This is a genomic window from Legionella nagasakiensis, from assembly GCF_900639915.1.
Taxonomy (GTDB): Bacteria; Pseudomonadota; Gammaproteobacteria; order Legionellales; family Legionellaceae; genus Legionella_A; species Legionella_A nagasakiensis.
The window spans coordinates 83696-105815 of record NZ_CAAAID010000009.1; the positions used below are offsets into that span (position 1 = coordinate 83696).

Sequence of the window (22120 nt, forward strand, 5' to 3'; positions counted from 1 at the left end):
ATGAAGTCCTGGTCGCTCTGGCCAGGCCTTTTAATCCATATTTTTCACCAGATCTATTTTTGTTTATTCTTCGGGTGTGATTTAAAGAGCGGTTTTTTTAGTATCTCGTTATCCAGAGCGCAGCGAAGGATGACGGGTGATATGCCAATACCTTCGTTGCTACAAAAAACCGCATTTTAAATCGCACCTTTATTCTTCGTTAAACATGATTCTCCGCTGTTCGAATCACTTTTGCCTCAGCCAAATAAAAAATATCCTCTGGTGCGGAATATGGAACGCTCTCTTTTGTTATCGACCTCCGGCAGGAATAGACGAAGGTTTGGTATTTCCCGTTGCTTTTGAATTCATGTAAACATAACTGCCGGGGGCATCCATTAAGGGTTTATAAGGGAGCTGCTTTATATTGGGGGCATTAATCAGGCGTCCGGATTCCTTTTTTAACCATTCCAGCCATTCAGGCCACCATGAACCGGGATGATGGCTGGCATTTGCCAGCCAATCTTCTGCTGTTTCTGCGGGGCTATTATTACGGTAAAAACCATACTTCTCACTATCAGGCGGAATAATGATTCCAGCAATGTGTCCTGAGCCACCCAGCAGAAAATTTTTTTTCCCTTGAATGGCTTTAAATCCAAGATAAGTGGTTTGCCAGGGAGCGATATGATCTTTATTCGTAGAAATGAAAAAAGTTGGTATATCAATTTGGCTTACATCCAATGGCGTACCATTCAGATGAATTTTACCTGGTTTTATCAAATCATTATGCAGATACATCCAGCGTAAGTATTGTGAATGCATTTTTGCTGGCATGTTTGTGGAGTCGGCGTTCCAATATAAAATATCAAATGGCACGGGCGCCTTACCACGTAGATAGTGCTTAATGAAAAATGACCAAATTAAATCACTGGCTCGCAGTGAATTAAAAGCACTAGCCATAAAATGGCCTTCAAGATAGCCTTTGGCCTTCATTTTTTCTTCCAATTTGGCGATCTGATTCTCATCGATAAAGACGGAAATATCGCCTGGGTCGCTAAAGTCTATCATGGCTGCAAGAAACGTGGCTGACCGTATAGGATTTTGTTTGTGTGCTTTATAATAAGCGAGCAAAAGAGCCAATAAGGTGCCTCCAATGCAAAACCCAAGTGCATTAACCTGCTGAACTTGTAGTTGCTGTTGAATAACTTTAATGGCTGCCATAGGGCCTTCGTTTAAGTAATCATAAAGCCCTTTATTGGCATAATCGCCATTAGGATTAACCCAGGAGATGATAAACACCGTAATACCTTGATTAACTAACCAACGAACCAATGAATTTCGTGGACTCAGATCCAGAATATAATATTTATTTATCCATGGTGGGATAATTAGCAGAGGAACAGATTTCACTTTTTGGGTTTGAGGTGTGTATTGAATCAATTCCATTAGTTCATTTTTGAAGATGACTTTCCCGGGTGTTACGGCCAGGTTGACGCCAACTTTAAAGGCTTCCATGTCAGTCATTTTCATAATTAATCTTGTGGAGCCTGCTTCAATATCGGTGAGAAAATTATCTAGACCACGTAGTAAATTTTTGCCATGGCTTTGGATGGTTTCAGCCATAATTTGCGGGTTGGTGTGCAAAAAGTTGTCTGGTGACAAGGCATCCAGACATTGACGAGCAAAAAATTGCACGCGCTTGGCTAATCGTTTATCACCATAATCAAGGTGTTCCAGCAAGGAGTTTAGATGTTCACTTGCTAGTAAATACTGTTGGCTTAATAAATTAAAAAAAGGATTGTTTACCCATTCCTCGCCCAGAAAACGCTTATCCTCAATCGGCATAGACTTGCCTTCCAGCCAGTGCTTCAATTGTTCCTGTAATAAGCCTAGGGCGTCCTGCCAATAGGCAACTTGCATTTGCCAGAGTTTTTCAGGGTTTTTTAATATCGTTGCGAGCATTGCTTGAAAGTCACTTGATAATTCTATAGATTTTTCAAGAAGCATGGGTAATTGCGCGGGCTGCTCTTTGATGCTGGCGAGCAAACGCAGACCTTTTTCTGCAATTGAGCGCATGGTTTCGCTGATTTCTATATCTTGATACACCTTAGTTCCCCTACCTTCTACCGTGATAGCATTTTATTTTCCTGCGTTTTGAACTAAATTAGCAAGTAGGACTACTTTTTTCTAAGAGTCATTGATGGATAATATGCGTTCTAGTATTCCCGCGATTTTATTGATTACCATAGGCGTGATAGGTTCTGTGGTGGGTTTTTATTTCTGGGAGACTTATCTGCTGACACATTACCTTGGTGGTTATAATGAATACGGATTGCCTGTTCAGCATTCTTATCCAGGGTTTTATTTTTTCTTGTATGCATGGCCACTTTGGTTGTTTCCTGTTTTTGTATTGTTAGTCATTATGAGTTTTTTTCAATGGTACAGAGTAGTCAAATCACATAAAAAAAGGCAAGTTTTAACTGAAGCATTAGTGAATAAAGAGGTTCAGATTGAAGAATTGCGTGAAGAACTGCGCACGTTAAAAAATAAATTCGATAAAATAAAAGGTTATTCGCTTTTGCAGGAAGAGTATCGTCAGCTCGAGGATGAGTTTTTCGCTTTACAAAAGGATTATGAGCGCAGTCTTAACTTCATTGAAAAATTGCTTGAAAAAATACCACCCTCTGAAAATCTCTTAAAATAATCTTCCTTGGGCAGTCACTCAATGTAGGTTACAATCAGAATTATTTATTCCCTAGGCATGCAGTCATGCATCTTAAGCAATTAAAAATGGCCGGATTTAAGTCGTTTGTTGAGCCTACGATTATCCCATTTCCTAGTCAGTTGGTTGCCGTTGTTGGACCTAATGGTTGTGGTAAGTCAAATATAATTGATGCAGTGCGCTGGGTTATGGGGGAGAGTTCGGCGAAAAATCTTCGTGGTGAATCAATGACAGATGTGATTTTTAATGGCTCTTCTCATCGCAAGCCAGTAGGACAGGCATCGGTTGAATTGATTTTTGATAATAGTTTGGGTCGTCTGACAGGACAATATGCCAGTTATCAGGAAATTGCAGTTAAACGTCTGGTGACGCGTGATGGCGACTCTTTTTATTATCTGAATAGCAGTCGTTGTCGCCGTAAGGATATTCAAGATGTTTTTTTGGGCACAGGCGCGGGAGCTCGCGGCTATGCCATTATTGGTCAAGATATGATTACGCGATTAATCGAAGCCCGTCCCGAAGAATTAAGAGTTTACTTGGAAGAAGCCGCTGGTATATCCAAATACAAAGAACGCCGGCGAGAAACTCTTCAACGCATCCGTTTTACTCGTGAAAATCTGGGGCGTGTCGAAGACATTCGTGCAGAGTTAGGTAAACAGCTTGCTCGCTTGGAGCGCCAGGCAAAAGCAGCGGAACGTTTTAAGGCATTGAAAGAAAAAGAGCGCTTGTTTAAGGCTGAAGTTCTTGCAATGAAGTGGCGTTCCTTAAGTCATGAGCAAGCGCAGATGCAGAAAGACATTAATCAACTTACCCTGCAATTTGAGGAATATCAGAGCAAATACAGTGGATTAAAGAAAGAAGAGCTGCTCACCCAGGAAAAACTGCATGAGGCAAATCATGATTTACAGCAAATACAGATGCAAGTATATCAGTTGAACCATGAAATTGCCCGCCTTGAAGAATTCATACAGCAAAAACAGCGTGATAAACAACGATTATTTGAAGAAAAGCAACAAATACACTCTGACTTGCAGCTGGCTATAAATCAACAAAAGCAAGGTAAAGAAACCCTTCAAACCGATTCCGAGTCATTGCATCTCTTGGAAACGCAATTACAGACTTTGCAAGCAGCGTTTGCTGTAAGTCAAAATGCATTAAAGGAATGGCAGAAACAAGAGGAGCACTGGCGTTCTCAATGGCAACAGGCGAGAGTAGAACAGGTTACTGTTCAACAGAAAATGGAAATTGAGAAGGTTCGCTTGCAGCACATAGAGCAACGTCGGCAACAAGCGTTATTGCGTCTGGAAAAAATAAAAAATGAACTTTCTTTTTTTGATATTGATGCGTTGAAAAACAAGCTTTTGACAAAAGAGGCAAAACAAGCGCACTTGCTTAAAGAACAACAAGAAATTATTGAAGCGCATCAAAAAGCAATCAATGAAAGTACCGTCTTGCGACAGCAAATTATTACAACGGAGCAACAACTTCGTCAGACAGCAAGTCAAGTGCAGTCTTTGAGCACGGAGCATGCAGCATTGCTGGCGGCACAAAATTCCGCGTTAAAAACGATGAACGAATCGCTTGAACGCCCACAATGGAAAAATGCGCCACGTCTTGTTGAGGTAATGAAAGTTAGTGACACCTGGTTGCCCGCTTGCGAATTGGTGTTAGGGGATGGGTTGCATGCGGTTTTGCTTGATTCAGTTGCTTCCATACAAAATGTCTTGCCCGATTTGCGAGGTACTGCATCCATATTTGTTACTTTAGCTGAGAAGAATAAAAAAAGAACCGTCTATCCGCGATTGGCTGATATGATTGAAGGTTCGATTCCTTGTTGGCATAGCATGCTCGAGCACGTGTTTGCGGCAGACACCTTAGATGAAGCTCTGCAGTGGTTACCTTCGTTAAATGCCAATCAATCAATAGTAACCGCCGATGGTTATTGGCTTGGACTTGGATGGGTAAGAACCACGAATTGTTCGAGAGAAAATAAGGATGGCTTGCTAAGGAGAAAACAATTACTTGGTGAATTAAGTCACGCATTAATCAATACGCAGTCGGATTTAAAGCAACTGCAAGATAAACAAGATGCAATGCATGTCCAATTAAACGAGACTCAAAAAACAGAAGAAGATTTAAGTCGGCTTTTATCTGAAAAAAGAAATGAATTACGGTTTGGCGATACTGAAATTCATAAACATCAACAATCTATGGAGCAAGCATTAATTCGAACCACGATGCTCACTGAAGAAATTGAAGAATTGGAGCATCTCATTGCAACATTGGCTGAGGAATGGCTTCAATCTGACGGTGAGTGGCAAACTGCAAGTCAGAGTTGTAAGCATTGTGAACAGCAGCAAAAACAACTAGACCTAGAAAAAAAAGAATGGGAAAACGGCCTTTTCAAATGTTGGCAAGAAGTAGAAAAAATAAAAGCTTCCTTGCGTGAGGTGGAAATGCAATGTGAGAAGAAAAAACTAAAAATACAGCAAACTCATGAAAATTTGCAGCGGGAAACTCAGCGCATTAGCACGTTGCAAGAGCGGTTAGACATAGTATCTGTTCGCGGCCTGGAAATGGATTCTTCCAACGATGATCATAAATCATCTCTCGAGCAAGCAATCATTCAGCATAATGAATGCAATACACAATTAATGGTGTGTCGGCAGCAAGTAGAAGAATTACAAGCCAAAAGCAATCATCTGGTTCAAGATAGTAAGAGTCTGGAGCAGCAGATCAAGAGCATTCAAGAAATCATGCAGCAGCAGCATATAAAAGCGCAAGGATTCAGTATCCGCACGAGTAGCATCTTGGAGTCATTAGCTGAATTGAATATGGATGCTGAGTGCCTATTAAATAATGTGCCATCTGGATTAACCTCTGAGGAGCGCGAAAAGGAATTATTGTATGTCAGTGAGCAACTTAATCGTTTAGGCGCCGTCAATCTTATTGCAATTGATGAATATAAAACAGAATTGCAGCGCAAACAGTACCTGGATGAACAACATCAAGATTTGGTGGATGCGTTGACAACACTTGAATTGGCAATTGCTAAAATGGATAAAGACACGCAACAACGTCTTCAGGAAACCTTTGAGCAGATTAATGCATCATTTCAATCGCTTTTCCCGCGACTTTTTGGTGGTGGGCGTGCCATATTGCAATGGACATGCGATAATCTCCTGGAGGCGGGCATTTTAATCATGGCGCAGCCTCCGGGTAAACGTAATAGTACAATTCATATGCTGTCTGGGGGTGAAAAGGCAATGACGGCGGTGGCACTAATATTCGCTATTTTTCAATTGAATCCAGCGCCATTTTGCATGCTTGACGAAGTGGATGCGCCGTTGGATGATGTGAATGTAAGACGCTTTTGTGAGTTGGTAAAAGAAATGTCTCAATGGGTTCAGTTTTTATTTATTACACATAATAAAAACACGATGGAACTGGCTGATCATTTGATTGGAGTGACGATGCGTGAGCCAGGTGTATCACGAATCGTTTCGGTGGATGTAGAACAAGCCTTGTTTATGAATAGGAGTTAATGATGCAGGCAAACTGGAGCTTAATTCTCAATGTCCTGTTACTGATTGGAGTATTTTTTGCAATTGCTCGCATGATGAAAGCAAGGCGTATTAATTCAAAGGCTATCTATCGACAACCCTCAATGGGGCAATTGGACAATGACAAACCAGATGACATTATTGCAGTACGCAGAGTAATCCGTGAAGAAACTGCTAAAGCATCAGATGCTAAATCAGTCGATGTCCTTCAGAAAACAGCATCATCTGATGTCACTGATGTTCCTTCATCTATGATGATGTTTTTATTGGCCAAGGAAAATCGACAGCTGGCCGGTTATGAACTCTTACAAACGATTCTTTCTGCAGGGTTGCGTTTTGGTGAAGGTCATCTGTTTCACCGCCATCAATATCCGAATGGTCAGGGGCCAGTCTTGTGCAGTCTCGCTGCTGCCACTAAAAGTGGGGTTTTTGATTTACAGAATATAGGAGCATTTAGTGTGCGAGGGCTTTGTATCTTTATGCAGGTTTCAGGTAATCCAACGATTGATGGCGAACGATTTGCCGTCATGTTTGACACAGCAAAGCAATTGAGTGAAGGATTAGATACCCATTTACTTGACGATAAAAGGCGGCCTCTTTCAGATGCCAGTCTTCAATGTTATTACCGCGATTTAAATCTTGGTGAGGAATGTGAAAAAACCGCTTTGGCTTAAAGTGTACCCGTACTACGTAACCTTACAGGTTAAAGTTAAGCCTGGCAGTAAAGAAAACCAGCTAGCCATTGAATCATCAGGACATCAACTGTTGTTATCCTTGCAAGCTCCTGCTTGCGAGGGAAAAGCGAATAAAATGCTTATAAAATATTTGGCCAAATATTTGCGTGTGCAGCAGAAAGATATTTTGATCCAGTTGGGTAAGGAAAGCCGTAATAAAGTGATACGCATTTATACTGCGGGTAATCAAGAGCGAATCGTTGAATGGTTAATGGCAAATATAGCGGCAAAATAAGACAGATATTCTCCTTTAATAAGTTATAAGGTGATCATGATTATGAATTTAGCTGAAATTTCATCTTTGTTGAACATTCCTTGTCATTATGATATCCATTTAAGCGGCATAGGTATTGACAGCCGAACAGTGGAGCCTGGGCATTTATTCGTTGCAGTACGCGGCGAACGGTTCGATGGCCATGATTTTATTCGCGAAGCGGTTTTGCAGGGAGCAGCGGCTGTGCTGTGCACGAATGCCTCATCGATGGTAGATGTTCCACAACTCACGGTTGCCGATACAATACAATCGTTGGCAACGATTGCTGCCTATTATCGCCAGCAGTTTTCATGTGGTGTGGTTGCTTTGACGGGCAGTAATGGCAAGACAACGGTTAAAGAAATGATCGCGGCAATCTTACCTAAGCCTTCGCATGCTACCCCGGGAAATTTGAATAATCATATTGGCGTGCCTTTAAGCGTGTTAAAACTTCGCAACGAACACCATTATGCAGTGTTTGAATTAGGAGCGAATCATCCTGGGGAAATCGCTAAGACGGTCGTAATTGTACAACCTCATGTTACGCTGATTAATAATATAGCTCCGGCACATATTCAAGGTTTTGGTTCCATTGAAGGAGTGGCTAAGGCAAAAGGTGAAATTCATCAAGGACTCAATGATCAAGGGGTGGCCGTTATTAACGACGATGATTCTTTTGCTCATTATTGGGACGCGCTTTTGGTCAATAAACGTGTTTTACGTTTTTCTATGGATAAACCCGCAGCAGCAATTCATGCTCGCCAGATTGATTATGATGAGATGGAATGCGCTCGTTTTATTTTAGTCGTGCCCGATGGTGAAGTTGAGATTCAGCTAAAGGTTCCTGGTGCTCATAATGTTAAGAATGCTCTGGCGGCAGCAGCCTGTACTTATGCTCTAGGTATTGGTTTATCGGATATCGCGTCAGGTTTATGTCAATTTTCCGGCGTGTCGGGTCGCATGACTTATCGTTCTGGCAAAAATAATTCTGTCATTGTCGATGATACTTATAATGCTAATCTACGCTCTGTGATAGCAGCACTTGAGGTACTTGCAAAATATAGAGGTCGGCGTATTCTGATTCTTGGAGATATGGGAGAATTAGGTGAGTCAACTAAGTCGCACCATGAGGAAATAGGAAGGGTAGCCCGTCGTCTTGGGATCGATGCCATTATGACTTATGGACATCATAGTCAATACACATCGCAAATATTTGGCTCACAGGGAAGACATTATGATAGTCAAGAAACGTTGGTGGATGAGTTGTTGAATCAACTGAATTCAAATACGATGGTTTTAGTGAAGGGTTCCCGAGCGGCTGCAATGGAAAAGGTCGTGCATCAGTTGCTTTAAGCCTTACTGATAGCTCGTTCGTAGTAAATTAGAGAAGAGGTATGTTAAATGCTTTATTGGATAACGCAACTATTACAAGGACAGTATCATGCGTTTCGGGTGTTTCAATATCTAACATTTCGTTCCATATTAGCAGCTTTGACGGCATTATTGGTTGGTCTTTTTTGTGGACCAATGACGATACGATGGTTGCGAGGATTGCAAATTGGTCAAATGGTTCGAGATGATGGGCCAAAAACTCACTTGGCGAAAGCAGGAACCCCGACGATGGGAGGGGTGCTTATCTTATTGGCGATCACGGTAAGTACATTGCTTTGGGGTGATTTGCGGCAGGTCAGCCTATGGTTAGTATTATTGGTAACGCTTAGTTTCGGTCTTGTAGGATGGGTAGATGATTATCGCAAATTGGTATTGAAAAATAGTAAAGGGCTGCCAGGTCGCTGGAAATATTTCTGGCAATCGGTTATAGCGCTCATCGCAGTATTTTATCTGTATTATAGTGCTAGTATGCCTATCCATACGCAGTTAACGGTACCCTTTTTCAAAAACTGGTTAATTAGTCTTGGTCCGCTGTTTCCTATCTTTGCTTATTTTGTGGTTGTTGGCAGTAGTAATGCAGTTAATTTGACGGATGGTTTAGATGGATTGGCCATTATGCCGATTGTTATGGTGGCTGGAGCATTGGGAGTATTTGCTTATGCGGCAAGTAATTCAGTATATGCTCACTATCTTGCTATTCCTTTTGTTCCTAACACGGGGGAGCTCACTATTTTTTGTTCGGCCATCGTCGGTGCGGGTTTAGGTTTTCTTTGGTATAACACTTATCCGGCTCAAGTGTTTATGGGGGATGTTGGTTCTTTGGCATTAGGGGCTGCTCTTGGTATGGTCGCTGTTGTTATTCGGCAGGAGTTAGTGTTGTTGATCATGGGGGGGCTATTTGTCATTGAAACATTATCCGTTATTTTGCAAGTAGGATATTTTAAGTATTCCGGTGGCAAGCGATTATTTCGTATGGCTCCCTTACATCATCATTTTGAATTGAAAGGATGGTCAGAGCCAAAAGTTATTGTACGTTTTTGGATTATGACCGTTATTTTTGTATTGTGTGGCTTAGCGACCTTAAAGCTTCGCTAAAGTCCACGGTGCGGGAAAATGTTGAGTGTCCCGTAATCTGCAATCGTGCATTTAGAGGTGAATATGCAATCATCGCTTCATTTAGTCGCAGGTTTAGGTAAGACAGGTTATTCCATTGCCCGGTATTTAAGGCGCAGGAATCAGCCTTTTATTGCTTTTGATACTCGTACGAACCCCGCGGGCATAGATGAGTTTCGTAATGAATTTCCGGGTGTTGATGTCTTTTTAGGTCAATTCCCCAAGTCATTGTATAGCCAATTGTCCGGTATTATCAGTAGTCCCGGTGTTTCACTCGATGAACCTATTTTCCGAGATGCTTTAGAAATGGACATACCAATTTTTGGTGACATTGATTGTCTTGCTCGTGAAGTGGATGCTCCGATAATTGCCATTACTGGAACCAATGGTAAATCAACAGTGACGACACTGGTCGGTGAAATGGCGAAAGCCTCCGGTCTATCGGTTGCGGTTGCGGGAAATATTGGCCTGCCGGTGCTGGACATACTCGATGTTGGTGTTCGTTATGATTTGTGGGTTTTGGAGTTATCCAGCTTTCAATTAGACTTAACGCATTCTCTTGCGCCACTGGCTGCGACCATCTTGAATGTGACTCCCGATCATTTAGATAGACATCATACTCTTGAAGCGTATGCCAAGGCAAAGCAGCGGATATACAGTAAGGCGGAAATTTTATTGTACAATCGCAAAGATCAGCAGACTGTTCCCAATGCAAGCTTGGCTGGGATTCGGAGGCTGGTCAGCTATGGGTTGGATACGCCTGAGAGGGATCATTGGGGTATCGTCAATAAAAGAGGCATCAACTACATAGCACATGGTCAAGACTGTTTATTGCCAGTGGACGCATTGCTTATCAGAGGAAAACATAATTGGTTGAATGCAATAGCCGCTTGTGCTTTGGCTGATGCAGCAGGGATTGCGCCTGTTTTTATGATAGAAGTTTTACGACGTTTTGCAGGATTGCCTCATCGCAGCCAATGGGTAAGAACAATTGATGGGGTTGACTGGGTGAATGATTCCAAGGGAACGAATGTAGGTGCTACGATATCATCCATTTCAGGAATAGGGGATTCTATCGATGGGCGAATCGTATTGATAGCGGGTGGACAGGGAAAAGGAGCAGATTTTTCCGAATTGCGTCAACCTGTGGCAGATTATGTTCGTTCGGTGATTTTGATGGGTGAAGACGCCCTTAAAATAGAAGAAGCATTGGCAGAGGTTGTGCCGATACACCATGCTTCCTCTTTGGATGGCGCAATTCAGATTGCTAAATCCAAGGCAGAGAATGGTGATGTTGTGTTGCTGTCACCAGCTTGTGCCAGTTTTGATATGTTCCGTGATTTTAATCATCGTGGAGATGATTTTATTGCTATGGTAAATGCTTTGTGAGCACCATGCGACCCCGTCATTTAAATCAACGCGGCAAACCAACGCATAAGCCTCTTGCCCTTTATGATAAATGGCTGATCCTGGCAGTTATTGGCCTGATTATCACTGGACTTATGATGGTATCTTCAAGTTCAGTGGTGATATCGACAAAATATTATCATCAACCATTTCATTTCCTAATTCGTCAAGTGTCTTATCTTTTTGCAGGTGTTTTGGTAGCAATTGCGATCATTCGTACTGATAGCAGTGTTTGGGAAAAATTCAGTATACCGATATTATTAGGGTGTCTATTTCTTTTGATTTTAGTCTTAATACCTAGCATAGGCCGCATGGTGAATGGCAGCCGACGTTGGCTTGCTTTTGGCCCGATTGGAATACAAGTGTCTGAGCTTGCTAAAGTGACTATTATCTTTTATTTATCAGGTTATTTAGTACGTCAACATCAGATTGTTAATCAGAATGTTATAGGATTTATAAAGCCAATGATTATTCTTGGTTTATTTTCTTTTTTATTACTTTTGGAGCCGGATTTTGGTGCGACTGTTGTTATTTGCGGTACTGTTATGGCCATGCTTTTTTTAACCGGGGTTAAATTTCGATATTATATTGGCTTGATGCTAATCGTAGGCTGTTGTCTGGTAACTCTTGCTGTATCATCTCCGTACCGCTTATTACGGTTGACTGCCTTTCTTAATCCTTGGGCCGATCAGTTTAATACTGGCTATCAATTAACTCAATCATTAATTGCCTTTGGACGTGGCGGTTGGTTTGGAGTAGGATTGGGGGATAGTGTACAAAAATTATTTTATTTACCAGAAGCGCATACAGATTTTTTGTTTGCTGTATTGGCAGAAGAGTTAGGATTGGTTGGCATCCTGCTTGTTTTAACTTTATATAGTATACTCGTTTTTAGAGGGTTTATGATAGGATTCAACGCTTATTCTCTTGAGCGGTTTTTTGCTGCTTATACAGCCTATGGTATCACATTTTGGCTGGGGTTTCAGGCTGCAATTAACATGGGCGTAAATGCTGGGTTGCTTCCTACGAAAGGGCTGACATTACCATTGATGAGCTATGGGGGAGCCAGCATGATGGTATGTATCTGTGTTATTGCCTTATTGCTGCGGATTGATCATGAGAACCGCTGGCAGTTTTTGGGATTGCGGTCATAAAACGGGTGTAATAAAGCTTGTCAAGGAACGACATTACTTGGAACTCATAGCCTTATGATTAGGGGGAATACGGTGAACAATAATGAACATTTTCAATCTCCAAGGATGGGAAGAGTAGAACATATCCATTTTGTAGGTATTGGCGGGGCTGGTATGTGCGGCATTGCTGAAGTGTTGCATAATGAAGGGTATCGCATCACTGGCTCAGATGTTGGTGAAACGCGAGTTGTCCAACATTTAAAATCATTGGGTATCTCAGTCTATATAGGCCATCGTATAGAGAATATCAGTGGTGCTGATGTTGTTGTGCGCTCAACTGCTATTGATGACAACAATCCTGAAATTATCGCAGCATGTGCGCAGATGATACCAGTCATTCCGCGCGCTATGATGCTAGCGGAATTAATGCGTTTTCGCCAAGGCATTGCGATTGCCGGCACCCATGGTAAAACGACAACAACCAGTTTGATAAGCAGTCTTTTGGCTGAAGGCGGCTTCGATCCCAGTTTTGTTATTGGGGGAAAATTAAACAGTCGTGGGACCAACGCTCAATTAGGAAAATCCGCTTATTTTGTAGCTGAAGCAGATGAAAGCGATGCTTCATTTTTATTTTTAAAGCCAACCATGGCCGTCGTTACCAATATTGATGCTGATCATATGGGCACTTATGGGAATGATTTTGATAATTTGCGTAAAACGTTTATTAAATTTTTACATCACTTACCTTTTTATGGTTTGGCGGTGGTATGTGTTGAAGATGAGGAAGTACGACGTATTTTGCCAGCAATTCAACGTCCAACCAGAACGTATGGTTTTTGTGAAGGCGTGCATTATCGCGCCGTTGACTGGAATCAAAATGGCTTGTTAAGCGAGTTTGTTGTTCAACGGCCGTCTCCTCATAAGCCGTTATCGATCCGATTTAAGTGGCCTGGTCGTCATAATGTATTGAATGCGTTGGCATCGATAGCGATTGCTACCGAGCTGGGTGTTGATGATGAATCCATTCAGCGAGGTTTATTTCAATTTCAAGGGGTTGGCAGGCGTTTCCAAATGTTAGGCGAACGGCGTTTTGCGCGCGGAACGGCCTTGGTTGTGGATGATTATGGGCATCATCCACAGGAAATACTTTCTACCATTGAAGCGTTTCGTTCAGTTTGGCCGAATAAACGCCTGATTCATGTTTTTCAGCCGCATCGTTATAGCCGAACCCAAGCGCTTTTTGACCGATTTGTAGCGTCACTAAGTCTTGCTGACGAATTACTCCTGTTTGATATTTATTCTGCCGGCGAAGCGATGATCCCTGGAGTAAGCAGCGAGCTGTTAGCAAAGGAAATACACAATAATTTTCCCAAAGTAACGTTGGTAAATGAACAAAATCTTGAACAAGTTTTAGATGGTTTGATCATCGATGATGATGTTATCTTAATGCAGGGGGCTGGAAGCATTGGCCAAGTTGCTTTAAATCTGATGCAAAAATTGCGAGAAACAGCATGAGTGGGTCTGAATTAGCAACAAAAGAAAAAGAGCTTTCCCAAGGCCAGTTGCTATTGAATGAATCTCTTGCAGATTATACCACCTGGCGAGTGGGCGGAAAGGCTGCAAAACTATATAAACCCGCTGGGGTTGCTGATCTATCATCATTTCTTGCAACCCTTTCTGCTAACGAACCCTTGCTTTGGCTCGGATTGGGCAGTAATACCCTTATCAAAGATAAGGGTTTTCGCGGTACGGTAATTTTGACCCAAAACCGCTTGAATGAAATTCGCCTAATTAATGCAAATACGGTTTATGTAGAAGCTGGTGTTTCATGCGCAAAAATGGCTAGATTTTGCGCGCGAAATAATCTGAGTGGCGGTGAGTTCTGGGCAGGAATTCCTGGAACGATGGGTGGTGCTTTGCGTATGAATGCCGGCTGTTTTAATGGAGAAACATGGCCATTGGTCATCGAAGTTGAAACAATAACTCGAGATGGTAAGATACAGCGTCGTCATGCCAATGAGTTTGATGTTTCTTATCGCCATGTTTCCGGATTGATGGAAGAAGAATGGTTTATTTCAGCAACTTGCCGCTTACCCGCAGGTGATAAGGCAAAATCTATGGAGCTCATAAAAGAATTATTGGCAAGACGTGCTGCAACTCAACCAACCAGTGAGTATAATTGTGGTTCAGTATTTAGAAATCCTCCCAATCATTATGCCGCAAAATTAATCGAATCTTGTGGTTTGAAAGGAAAACGTCTTGGCAGTGCTGCCGTTTCAGAAAAGCATGCGAATTTCATCATTAATGATCAGGGTAATGCATTGGCAAAAGATATTGAAGATTTAATTCAATTGGTACAAAACACGGTGTATGAGCAAACAACCATTAAACTGATCCGCGAAGTACATATTATTGGAGACGAATAATGTCCAATCTCATTAATCTGTTATTACTCTATGGAGGTAAATCCGGCGAACATCAAATTTCCCTGGTTTCAGCAGCGTCCGTATTGGCGAATCTTGATGCAGCACGTTATAACATCATTCCAGTCGGAATGGATAAAGAAGGTCGCTTTTTTTTGAATCAGTATGAGGATCTTTTATCTTATAAAGGTTCTTTACCTGTTACGACTCCAAACTCCCAGCCTTTACCTAGTTTAGTGAGCGATGGGCGTCTTGCAATTCCTGCGGATGTTGTTTTTCCGGTGGTTCATGGGCCACTTTATGAGGATGGTTGTTTGCAAGGACTGCTGGAATTGGCTGACGTTGCTTTTGTTGGTTGTGGTGTTTTATCGTCTGCAATTGGAATGGATAAAGACATGGCAAGACGTCTTGCCTGTAAAAATGGTTTAAAATCGGCGCGTTATCATTTGATCCCTTGGTATTCACATTCTTCTGAAGATGAGATGAAGTCATTATGCCAGCAAATTGTTGCTGAATTAGGTTGGCCACTATTCGTCAAGCCTTGCTCGATGGGTTCTAGTGTGGGTATTCACAAGGCAAGAAATATGAATGAGCTGCTATCCGCAATCGATGATGCTCGACGTTATGATGAAGAAGTGCTTATTGAAGAATTTATTTCAGGACGAGAAATCGAATTAGCCGTGCTGGAGAATGGTATTCCTTCGCGGGTTCCGCAAGTAAGCGTGGCTGGTGAAATTTGTGTCCATCATGCTGATGGATTTTATTCTTATATAGCCAAATATTTGGAAAGTGAGCAGACTGAATTACACGTTCCTGCACAGCTGGAGGATGCATTATTACAGCGATTGCAGCAAGCGGCTGTTGATGTATTTACTGCACTTAAATGCAAAGGTATGGCGCGAGTGGATTTTTTTGTCAGTGATGATGGGCAGATTTATTTTAACGAAATCAACACACTGCCTGGGTTTACTCCAATCAGCATGTATCCTAAGTTATGGCAAGCAAGTGGCTTATCTTATACTGCTTTGATAGATCAATTAATTCAAATTGCTATGACTCACCATCGTTGCCATCAGCAATTAGTAACGGATTATCAGTAACCTATTAAATAATATAGCAGTTATAATATGGGGTAAATGGATGGGATGGATAGGACGAGATTACATTACATAAGTCTTATGGGTATACTCATTATTTGTGCATTATTATTATCGGCACGCTTGATTTATTTGTTTCTGGCTGATGCACAACGTTTTCCAATTAACACCGTTAAAATTGTTGCTACTTATCAACATATCACTCGTAAGCAGCTTGAAGATGTGTTGACTAACTACCTTAATACCAGTTTTTTTTCATTACCGGTCAGACAGTTGCATGCTGATTTGAATTCTTTGGCATGGGTAAAACAAGTTAGCATTGGGCGAATTTGGCCGGATACACTCAAAATCACCTTGACCGAAAAAATGCCTATCGCAGTATGGAATGATTCGTTTTTGACAAATGATGGGCAATTATTCAAAGTTGAGATTAATCGAAGCGATTTGGATCTTCCGCAATTATCGGGCCCTGAGAATCAGCAACGAGATGTCTTACAAATTTATCAAAAATTGAGTAAGATATTATCAAAATATGGCTTGCGTGCCATTTCATTGCAGTTAAGTAATAATCAGGCTTGGGAGCTTGCTTTAGCAAATGGTGTGCAATTGCGTTTGGGGAAGCGGGATATAGAGCGGCGCCTACAGCGTTTTTGTAGTGCCTATCCCACATTATTTGCAGATAAACCTGAACAACTGTCTAGTGTTGATTTACGCTATGCGCGCGGCATGGCGGTGCAATGGAAACAACAAACGGGAAGATAATGGCTAAAAAATCGGAAAAAAATATCATCACTGGCTTGGATATTGGAACGTCTAAAGTGGTTGCTCTGGTAGGAGAAGCAGCTGCAGATGGAACAATCGAGGTTATTGGAATCGGTCGTCATCCTTCACGTGGGCTGAAACGAGGAGTGGTCGTAGATATTGAAGCGACAGTTAATTCGATTCAGCGTGCGGTACAGGAAGCCGAGTTAATGGCAGGTTGCGAAGTTCGAAGTGTTTATACGGGCATCGCCGGCAGCCATATTCGTAGCCTTAATTCCCATGGTATTGTTGCTATTCGTGACAAGGAAGTCTCACAAGCAGATATTGATCGCGTGCTCGATGCGGCCAAAGCGGTTGTTATTCCTGCGGATCAAAAGATTCTACATATCCTTCCGCAGGAATTTATCATTGATAATCAGGGTAGTATACGTGAGCCAGTGGGTATGGCGGGTGTTCGTTTAGAGGCAAGAGTGCATATTGTTACCGGAGCAGTCAGTGCTGCTCAGAATATCGCCAAATGTGTGCGTCGTTGTGGTCTGGAGGTCAATGATATTATTCTTGAGCAGCTTGCATCCAGTCATGCAGTCTTAACGGATGATGAAAAAGAATTGGGCGTTTGTCTAATCGATATTGGTGGTGGAACGACTGATATTGCTATTTTTTCAGAAGGTGCCATTCAACATACGGCGGTTATTCCCATTGCAGGTGACCAGGTAACCAATGATATTGCTGTGGCGCTTCGTACACCCAGCAAAGCGGCCGAAACCATTAAATTAAATTACGGTTGTGCGATGTCCGAACTTGCTAATGCAAGCCAAATGATAGAAGTTCTCAGTGTTAATGAACGCCCGGGCCGTAAAATTTCAGCTAAAGTACTCTCAGATGTTGTTTCTGCTCGTTACGAAGAATTGTTTGCGCTAGTACGTAATGAACTCAGGCGTAGTGGCTTTGAAGATATGGTGGCGGCTGGTATCGTGTTAACTGGTGGAGCATCGAATGTCAAAGGTGCAATTGAATTGGCTGAGCTTTGTTTTGAGATGCCTGTTCGCCATGGATGTGCTCAGCATGTATCTGGATTAAATGAGGCCGCTACAAATTCTTCTCTGGCAACAGGAGTAGGTTTATTGCTTCATGGCTTCCAACAACAATATGAAGGTGGTTATAATGTTCCTGTGCTGAGTGATGGTGCCAGTGGCATATGGACACGAATGAAAAATTGGTTTCAGGGTAACTTTTAAAAAATATACTCACAGCAATTGGGTTTTCGGCAAGGCGCATAAGGCAGCGGATCAACTTGAACCACGAGAGGTATAGTAATGTTTGAATTAATGGAAGGCCAGCAAGACAATGCCGTAATCAAAGTCGTTGGTGTCGGCGGTGGTGGCGGTAATGCCGTTGAACACATGGTTATGGAAAACATCGATGGTGTTGAATTTATTTGTGCTAATACGGATGCTCAGGCACTTAAAAATTCCAATGCTAAACTACATATCCAGTTAGGTGATCAGTTGACAAAAGGATTGGGCGCTGGTGCCAATCCTCAAATTGGACGTGAGGCTGCTGAAGAGGATCGCGAACGGATTAAAGAAGTTTTACAAGGTGCGGACATGGTGTTTATAACCGCAGGGATGGGCGGTGGAACTGGCACGGGTGCTGCACCAGTTTTTGCTGAAGTAGCGAAAGAACTGAACATTTTGACGGTGGCGGTGGTCACAAAACCATTTTCTTTTGAAGGTAAGCAGCGTGCTCTGGCTGCAGAGGATGGTATTCGCCGTTTGGCCGAACATGTGGATTCTTTGATAACGATTCCCAATAATAAATTACTTAGCGTATTAGGCAAAAACATTAGTCTGCTGAATGCGTTTAAAGCGGCAAATAATGTGCTGCTAGGTGCAGTTAAAGGCATTTCTGATTTAATTACGCGTCCTGGTCTTATTAATGTGGACTTTGCAGATGTACGTACGGTTATGTCTGAAATGGGCATGGCTATGATGGGAACGGGTAGTGCCAAAGGAGAACAGAGAGCTCGCCAAGCTGCAGAGGCTGCGATTGCTTCACCCTTACTTGAGGATGTTAATTTTTCTGGGGCACGCGGTATTTTGGTTAATATTACTGCTGGCTTGGATATGTCGATTGGGGAATTTGAAGAAGTAGGAGATGTGGTCAAAGGATTCATTTCTGATGATGCAACGGTTGTTGTTGGTACGGTGATTGATCCTGAGATGACTGAAGAAATGCGGGTTACCGTCATTGTAACTGGATTAGGTGAGACAAGACAGCGCCAGTCACAACAGAATGCAGCAGGAAGAGCACGTTTAATAGAAACAAGGCGTGGCGATGGCTCGCTTGATTATGGACAACTTGACCGCCCGGCAGTCATTCGAAAACAGGCCGCTGCCGCTGCTGATTCCTCAGATGGAAAGCAAGACGGTATGGCAGTTCCAGATATGGATTACTTGGATATTCCAGCTTTTTTACGCCGGCAGGAGGAAGGTTAATTGAATAAACAATGGTTGTGTGGCCATTTTATTTATAGATATCAATAAACTTTTTATGAGAAAGTGAAAAAAATTAGACTAATCAATAAATTGTTGATAAGATTCCGGAGGTTTTACGCGCGAGAAGACGGTTAGCTTAAAGGTGAGCACTTAATGATAAAACAACGTACTCCTAAGAAGGTGATTCAAGCAACAGGTGTTGGCTTGCATTCAGGTGATAAAGTGCTTTTAACCTTGCGTCCTGCACCTATCAATACAGGAATTGTCTTTAGACGCACGGATCTTTCGCCGGCTGCTGAAATCCCAGCTTCTTATGAACATGTCTGTGATACGATGTTATGTACGTCGTTGCAACATAAAGGCGTTAAGGTTGCCACGGTGGAACATTTACTGTCGGCCCTTGCAGGTTTAGGCATTGATAACGCTTATGTTGATATCAATGCACCTGAAATACCTATCATGGATGGCAGTGCTGCCCCTTTTGTGTTTCTAATTCAATCCGCTGGCATTCGTGAACAAAGTGCTGCTAAGCGTTTTATTCGCATTTTGAAACCCATACGAATTGAAGAAAATGGTAAATACGTACAATTCCTCCCATACAACGGCTATAAAGTTTCTTTTACTATAGATTTTGAGCATCCAGTTTTTAACGATAAACCACAAGCAGCTGTGTTTGATTTTTCTACCACTTCTTATGTAAAAGAAGTGTGCCGTGCTAGAACATTTGGTTTTCTTTCCGATTACGAGAAGTTACGGGAAAACGATCTTGCTAAAGGTGGAAGTCTTGATAATGCGATCGTGGTTGATGACTATCGTATTCTTAATGAAGACGGATTACGTTTTGATGATGAGTTTGTAAAACACAAAGTCCTGGATGCTATTGGTGATTTATATCTCTTAGGTTCAGGTTTGATTGGCGCATTTGAGGGTCATAAATCTGGTCACGAGTTGAATAATAAACTGCTTAGAGAATTAATGGTGCACCAAGATGCTTGGGAATATACTTATTTTGATATAGAGAATTATCAACCTTCCATTCAGACAGGCCTAATGCCGTTAGAGGCTTAAGTTCTGTTCAATTCATACCACATTTTGCAATACAGAATCCTGATTTAATGAAGAATAAATAAAAAATATTCTCTACTGCGGAATGTGGGATCCATGTTTGGCAAGATGATAAAGTGCTTTTTTTAACGGAATATAACGGCATTGATTGGCGGTTGTAATAATTGAATGACAGGCGACGTCTGAAAGGAGTGGATTCGTTTTTTTTAGTGACGGTTCAAGTTTTTCTGCCTCAATGGTTATTTTAATTGAAATAAGTTGATAAAGGCTGGCTTCTGTTCTTAGTCTATTTCGGAGTTCTGGCAAACTGTATCTAAGCTGCGATGCCCAAGCTGAATTTTTAACGAGCAATATTAGGCATCCTTTATTAAAGCTTCCAACCTGACAATACTCGTGTAATGGTTCAGGAAGATACTTAGACACAATTTTATTCATTTCATCCAATTGGATGACGCGCTGGCATATGGTTTCTAATTGAGCATTTAGGCAACGATTAATACGACGCATACTGTTCCTCACTATAACGTAGAAAAATCAATTGGTCTGCAATATTATATACCCATTCCACCTAAATCTCTTGGATTTTCAGGTAGAATAAAATATAACAGCCAACCATTAAAACCACATAAGGATTATTGATGACAAATAATAACATCGTATATCAGGCACGTCTCCATTGGATTCTTTTTTTCTGGCCAGTGATATTGTTCTGTTTGGCGGTGTATGTTGGTGTAAATTATGAAATCCTTTATCCTGTCCCTTATTTTTTAGCGTTATTTGCACTGGCTTGGTTTATTATGATTTGGGTTGCTTACCAGTTTTCCTCTTTGACCATCAAGAAAAAGCAGGTCATTTTGCGTACAGGTCTTTTAGTTCGCCAGACGATTGATATTCCTTTAGCAAAAATTGAAAGCATTGATATTCGGCAATCCATATTAGGCAGCCTATTGCGTTATGGTTCCCTGGTGATTACAGGCACCGGTGGGAGCCGGCAAATTGTCACTTATCTTAATAAGCCGCTTACCTGCCGACGATATATTGAACAGTTAATGCATGAATAATGTTTTAACTTCTATCAGTGTTCATGCATTAAACGAATGTTGCAGGAAGTTATTTCAGCAAGCAAGCGTCTCAATCAAACCATTCAATCACACTGGCGTTCATAGGGTCTGGCGTATTAAATTGCAGGATGGGAGTGACTGGATAGCTAAGGAAATAAAATCTGAGACGTGGCTGGGAGCGCTTCATAATAACGATATAGAATTTAACGAAACCATTGCATCCATAGTGGCTGATGAGCTTGGCGTTGCCTTGCCTGCGCGTCAATGGCGGAAAAAACAGTACCTTGTTCCCCATTGTAATGAAAGAATTTTGTTTATTCCCTATTGTAAAGGGAACATATTAAGTCATTGGACTGAAAAACAGAGTTTTTTATTAGGTTCTGTATTAGCGGCCATTCATCAATTGTCATTGCCTACACAACAGGCTAAACCATTTCCACAACTTCAGGAGGTGGAGGGAAACTTTCCTGATTTTGTTTTTGATAAAATACAGCAGTGTAATAAAAATCGTTTGCATGCTCTGGCGGATTGGGTAACCAGTCATCGTGACATTCATGCTGCCAATGTAATCTGGCAAACCAAAGAAATGCCATTCTTGATTGACTGGGAAAGCACTGGCCTGATTCATCCTTTTGTTGAATTAATTGGTGTGGCTGTTAATGGCGCAGAAATTACTGCAGGAAAATTTAATAAAAACCGATTCATAGCGGTGTTGGCAGGCTATCGGCAACGGGCAGGTACATTGCCTTATGCAGACGATCATTTATGGGAACTTTGTTATCATAGCTGGCTGTTATGGCTTTATTTTAACTGGCATAAGGGCCATCGGTTAGAAGTACAGAGAACATTGACTTCATTGCAGCGGCTTTCCGAATACATGCCCGCGATGAAGAAGTTATATATGTGAATTCTACGCTCGCT

19 protein-coding genes are annotated in these 22120 nt (G+C 41.8%); 17 read left to right on the forward strand and 2 right to left on the reverse strand.

Features of this window, described 5'->3' with window-relative positions; all coding sequences use genetic code 11:
- Positions 1-288 precede the first annotated feature (288 nt).
- Positions 289-2082, reverse strand: coding sequence for a PHA/PHB synthase family protein (locus E1O52_RS08830; protein ID WP_133128347.1), 1794 nt, complete (start codon positions 2080-2082; stop codon positions 289-291).
- A gap of 94 nt (positions 2083-2176) precedes the next feature.
- Between E1O52_RS08830 and E1O52_RS08835 the strand changes: the two genes are divergently transcribed.
- The 15 genes from E1O52_RS08835 to lpxC all read left to right on the forward strand — a co-directional run bounded on the left by E1O52_RS08835 (position 2177) and on the right by lpxC (position 20141).
- Complete coding sequence (locus E1O52_RS08835; RefSeq protein WP_133128348.1) at positions 2177-2680, forward strand: hypothetical protein; 504 nt, start codon at positions 2177-2179, stop codon at positions 2678-2680.
- 65 nt (positions 2681-2745) lie between these two features.
- Positions 2746-6243, forward strand: a complete 3498-nt coding sequence (smc, locus tag E1O52_RS08840; RefSeq protein WP_133128349.1) for a chromosome segregation protein SMC — start codon at positions 2746-2748, stop codon at positions 6241-6243.
- Positions 6244-6245: 2 nt separating this feature from the next.
- Positions 6246-6935 (forward strand): cell division protein ZipA C-terminal FtsZ-binding domain-containing protein, encoded by a 690-nt coding sequence (locus E1O52_RS08845; RefSeq protein ID WP_133128374.1) that lies wholly within the window; start codon positions 6246-6248, stop codon positions 6933-6935.
- Positions 6913-7230, forward strand: a complete 318-nt coding sequence (locus E1O52_RS08850) for a DUF167 domain-containing protein (protein WP_165474753.1) — start codon at positions 6913-6915, stop codon at positions 7228-7230. The genes E1O52_RS08845 and E1O52_RS08850 overlap by 23 nt, the downstream gene beginning before the upstream one ends.
- A gap of 42 nt (positions 7231-7272) precedes the next feature.
- Complete coding sequence (locus E1O52_RS08855) at positions 7273-8601, forward strand: UDP-N-acetylmuramoyl-tripeptide--D-alanyl-D-alanine ligase (protein WP_133128351.1); 1329 nt, start codon at positions 7273-7275, stop codon at positions 8599-8601.
- Between the two features lie 48 nt (positions 8602-8649).
- Positions 8650-9735: a phospho-N-acetylmuramoyl-pentapeptide-transferase gene (mraY, locus tag E1O52_RS08860; RefSeq protein ID WP_133128352.1), complete on the forward strand. Its 1086-nt coding sequence runs from the start codon at positions 8650-8652 to the stop codon at positions 9733-9735.
- Between the two features lie 63 nt (positions 9736-9798).
- Positions 9799-11142: a UDP-N-acetylmuramoyl-L-alanine--D-glutamate ligase gene (murD, locus tag E1O52_RS08865; RefSeq protein ID WP_133128353.1), complete on the forward strand. Its 1344-nt coding sequence runs from the start codon at positions 9799-9801 to the stop codon at positions 11140-11142.
- A gap of 5 nt (positions 11143-11147) precedes the next feature.
- The gene (ftsW, locus tag E1O52_RS08870; protein WP_165474757.1) at positions 11148-12314 is read left to right on the forward strand and encodes a putative lipid II flippase FtsW; all 1167 of its coding nucleotides are present in this window, start codon (positions 11148-11150) and stop codon (positions 12312-12314) included.
- Positions 12315-12386: 72 nt separating this feature from the next.
- Positions 12387-13808 (forward strand): UDP-N-acetylmuramate--L-alanine ligase, encoded by a 1422-nt coding sequence (gene murC / locus E1O52_RS08875; protein WP_133128355.1) that lies wholly within the window; start codon positions 12387-12389, stop codon positions 13806-13808.
- On the forward strand, positions 13805-14719 hold the full coding sequence (gene murB, locus E1O52_RS08880) for a UDP-N-acetylmuramate dehydrogenase (protein WP_133128356.1): 915 nt from the start codon (positions 13805-13807) through the stop codon (positions 14717-14719). The genes murC and murB overlap by 4 nt, the downstream gene beginning before the upstream one ends.
- The gene (locus tag E1O52_RS08885) at positions 14719-15816 is read left to right on the forward strand and encodes a D-alanine--D-alanine ligase family protein (protein ID WP_133128357.1); all 1098 of its coding nucleotides are present in this window, start codon (positions 14719-14721) and stop codon (positions 15814-15816) included. Before murB ends, E1O52_RS08885 begins: the two co-directional genes overlap by 1 nt.
- Before the next feature lie 78 nt (positions 15817-15894).
- Positions 15895-16575 carry a cell division protein FtsQ/DivIB gene (locus E1O52_RS08890; RefSeq protein ID WP_423202726.1) on the forward strand — a complete coding sequence of 227 codons (681 nt, stop codon included), beginning with the start codon at positions 15895-15897 and terminating at the stop codon, positions 16573-16575.
- Entirely contained in the window at positions 16575-17813 is a 1239-nt protein-coding gene (gene ftsA / locus E1O52_RS08895) for a cell division protein FtsA (protein WP_165474754.1), read from the forward strand. The genes E1O52_RS08890 and ftsA overlap by 1 nt, the downstream gene beginning before the upstream one ends.
- 78 nt (positions 17814-17891) lie before the next feature.
- Positions 17892-19073, forward strand: coding sequence for a cell division protein FtsZ (gene ftsZ / locus E1O52_RS08900; RefSeq protein WP_133128360.1), 1182 nt, complete (start codon positions 17892-17894; stop codon positions 19071-19073).
- Positions 19074-19226: 153 nt separating this feature from the next.
- Positions 19227-20141: a UDP-3-O-acyl-N-acetylglucosamine deacetylase gene (gene lpxC / locus E1O52_RS08905; protein ID WP_133128361.1), complete on the forward strand. Its 915-nt coding sequence runs from the start codon at positions 19227-19229 to the stop codon at positions 20139-20141.
- A gap of 72 nt (positions 20142-20213) precedes the next feature.
- Here the strand turns inward: lpxC and E1O52_RS08910 are convergent, their stop codons facing one another.
- A complete protein-coding gene (locus tag E1O52_RS08910; RefSeq protein ID WP_133128362.1) occupies positions 20214-20645 on the reverse strand; it encodes a DciA family protein in 432 nt (143 codons plus the stop codon).
- A 131-nt stretch (positions 20646-20776) separates the two neighbouring features.
- On the opposite strand from E1O52_RS08910, the gene E1O52_RS08915 reads away from it, so the two are divergent.
- Positions 20777-21199: a PH domain-containing protein gene (locus E1O52_RS08915; RefSeq protein ID WP_133128363.1), complete on the forward strand. Its 423-nt coding sequence runs from the start codon at positions 20777-20779 to the stop codon at positions 21197-21199.
- Positions 21192-22106, forward strand: coding sequence for a phosphotransferase (locus tag E1O52_RS08920; protein ID WP_133128364.1), 915 nt, complete (start codon positions 21192-21194; stop codon positions 22104-22106). The genes E1O52_RS08915 and E1O52_RS08920 overlap by 8 nt, the downstream gene beginning before the upstream one ends.
- Positions 22107-22120: the final 14 nt, after the last annotated feature.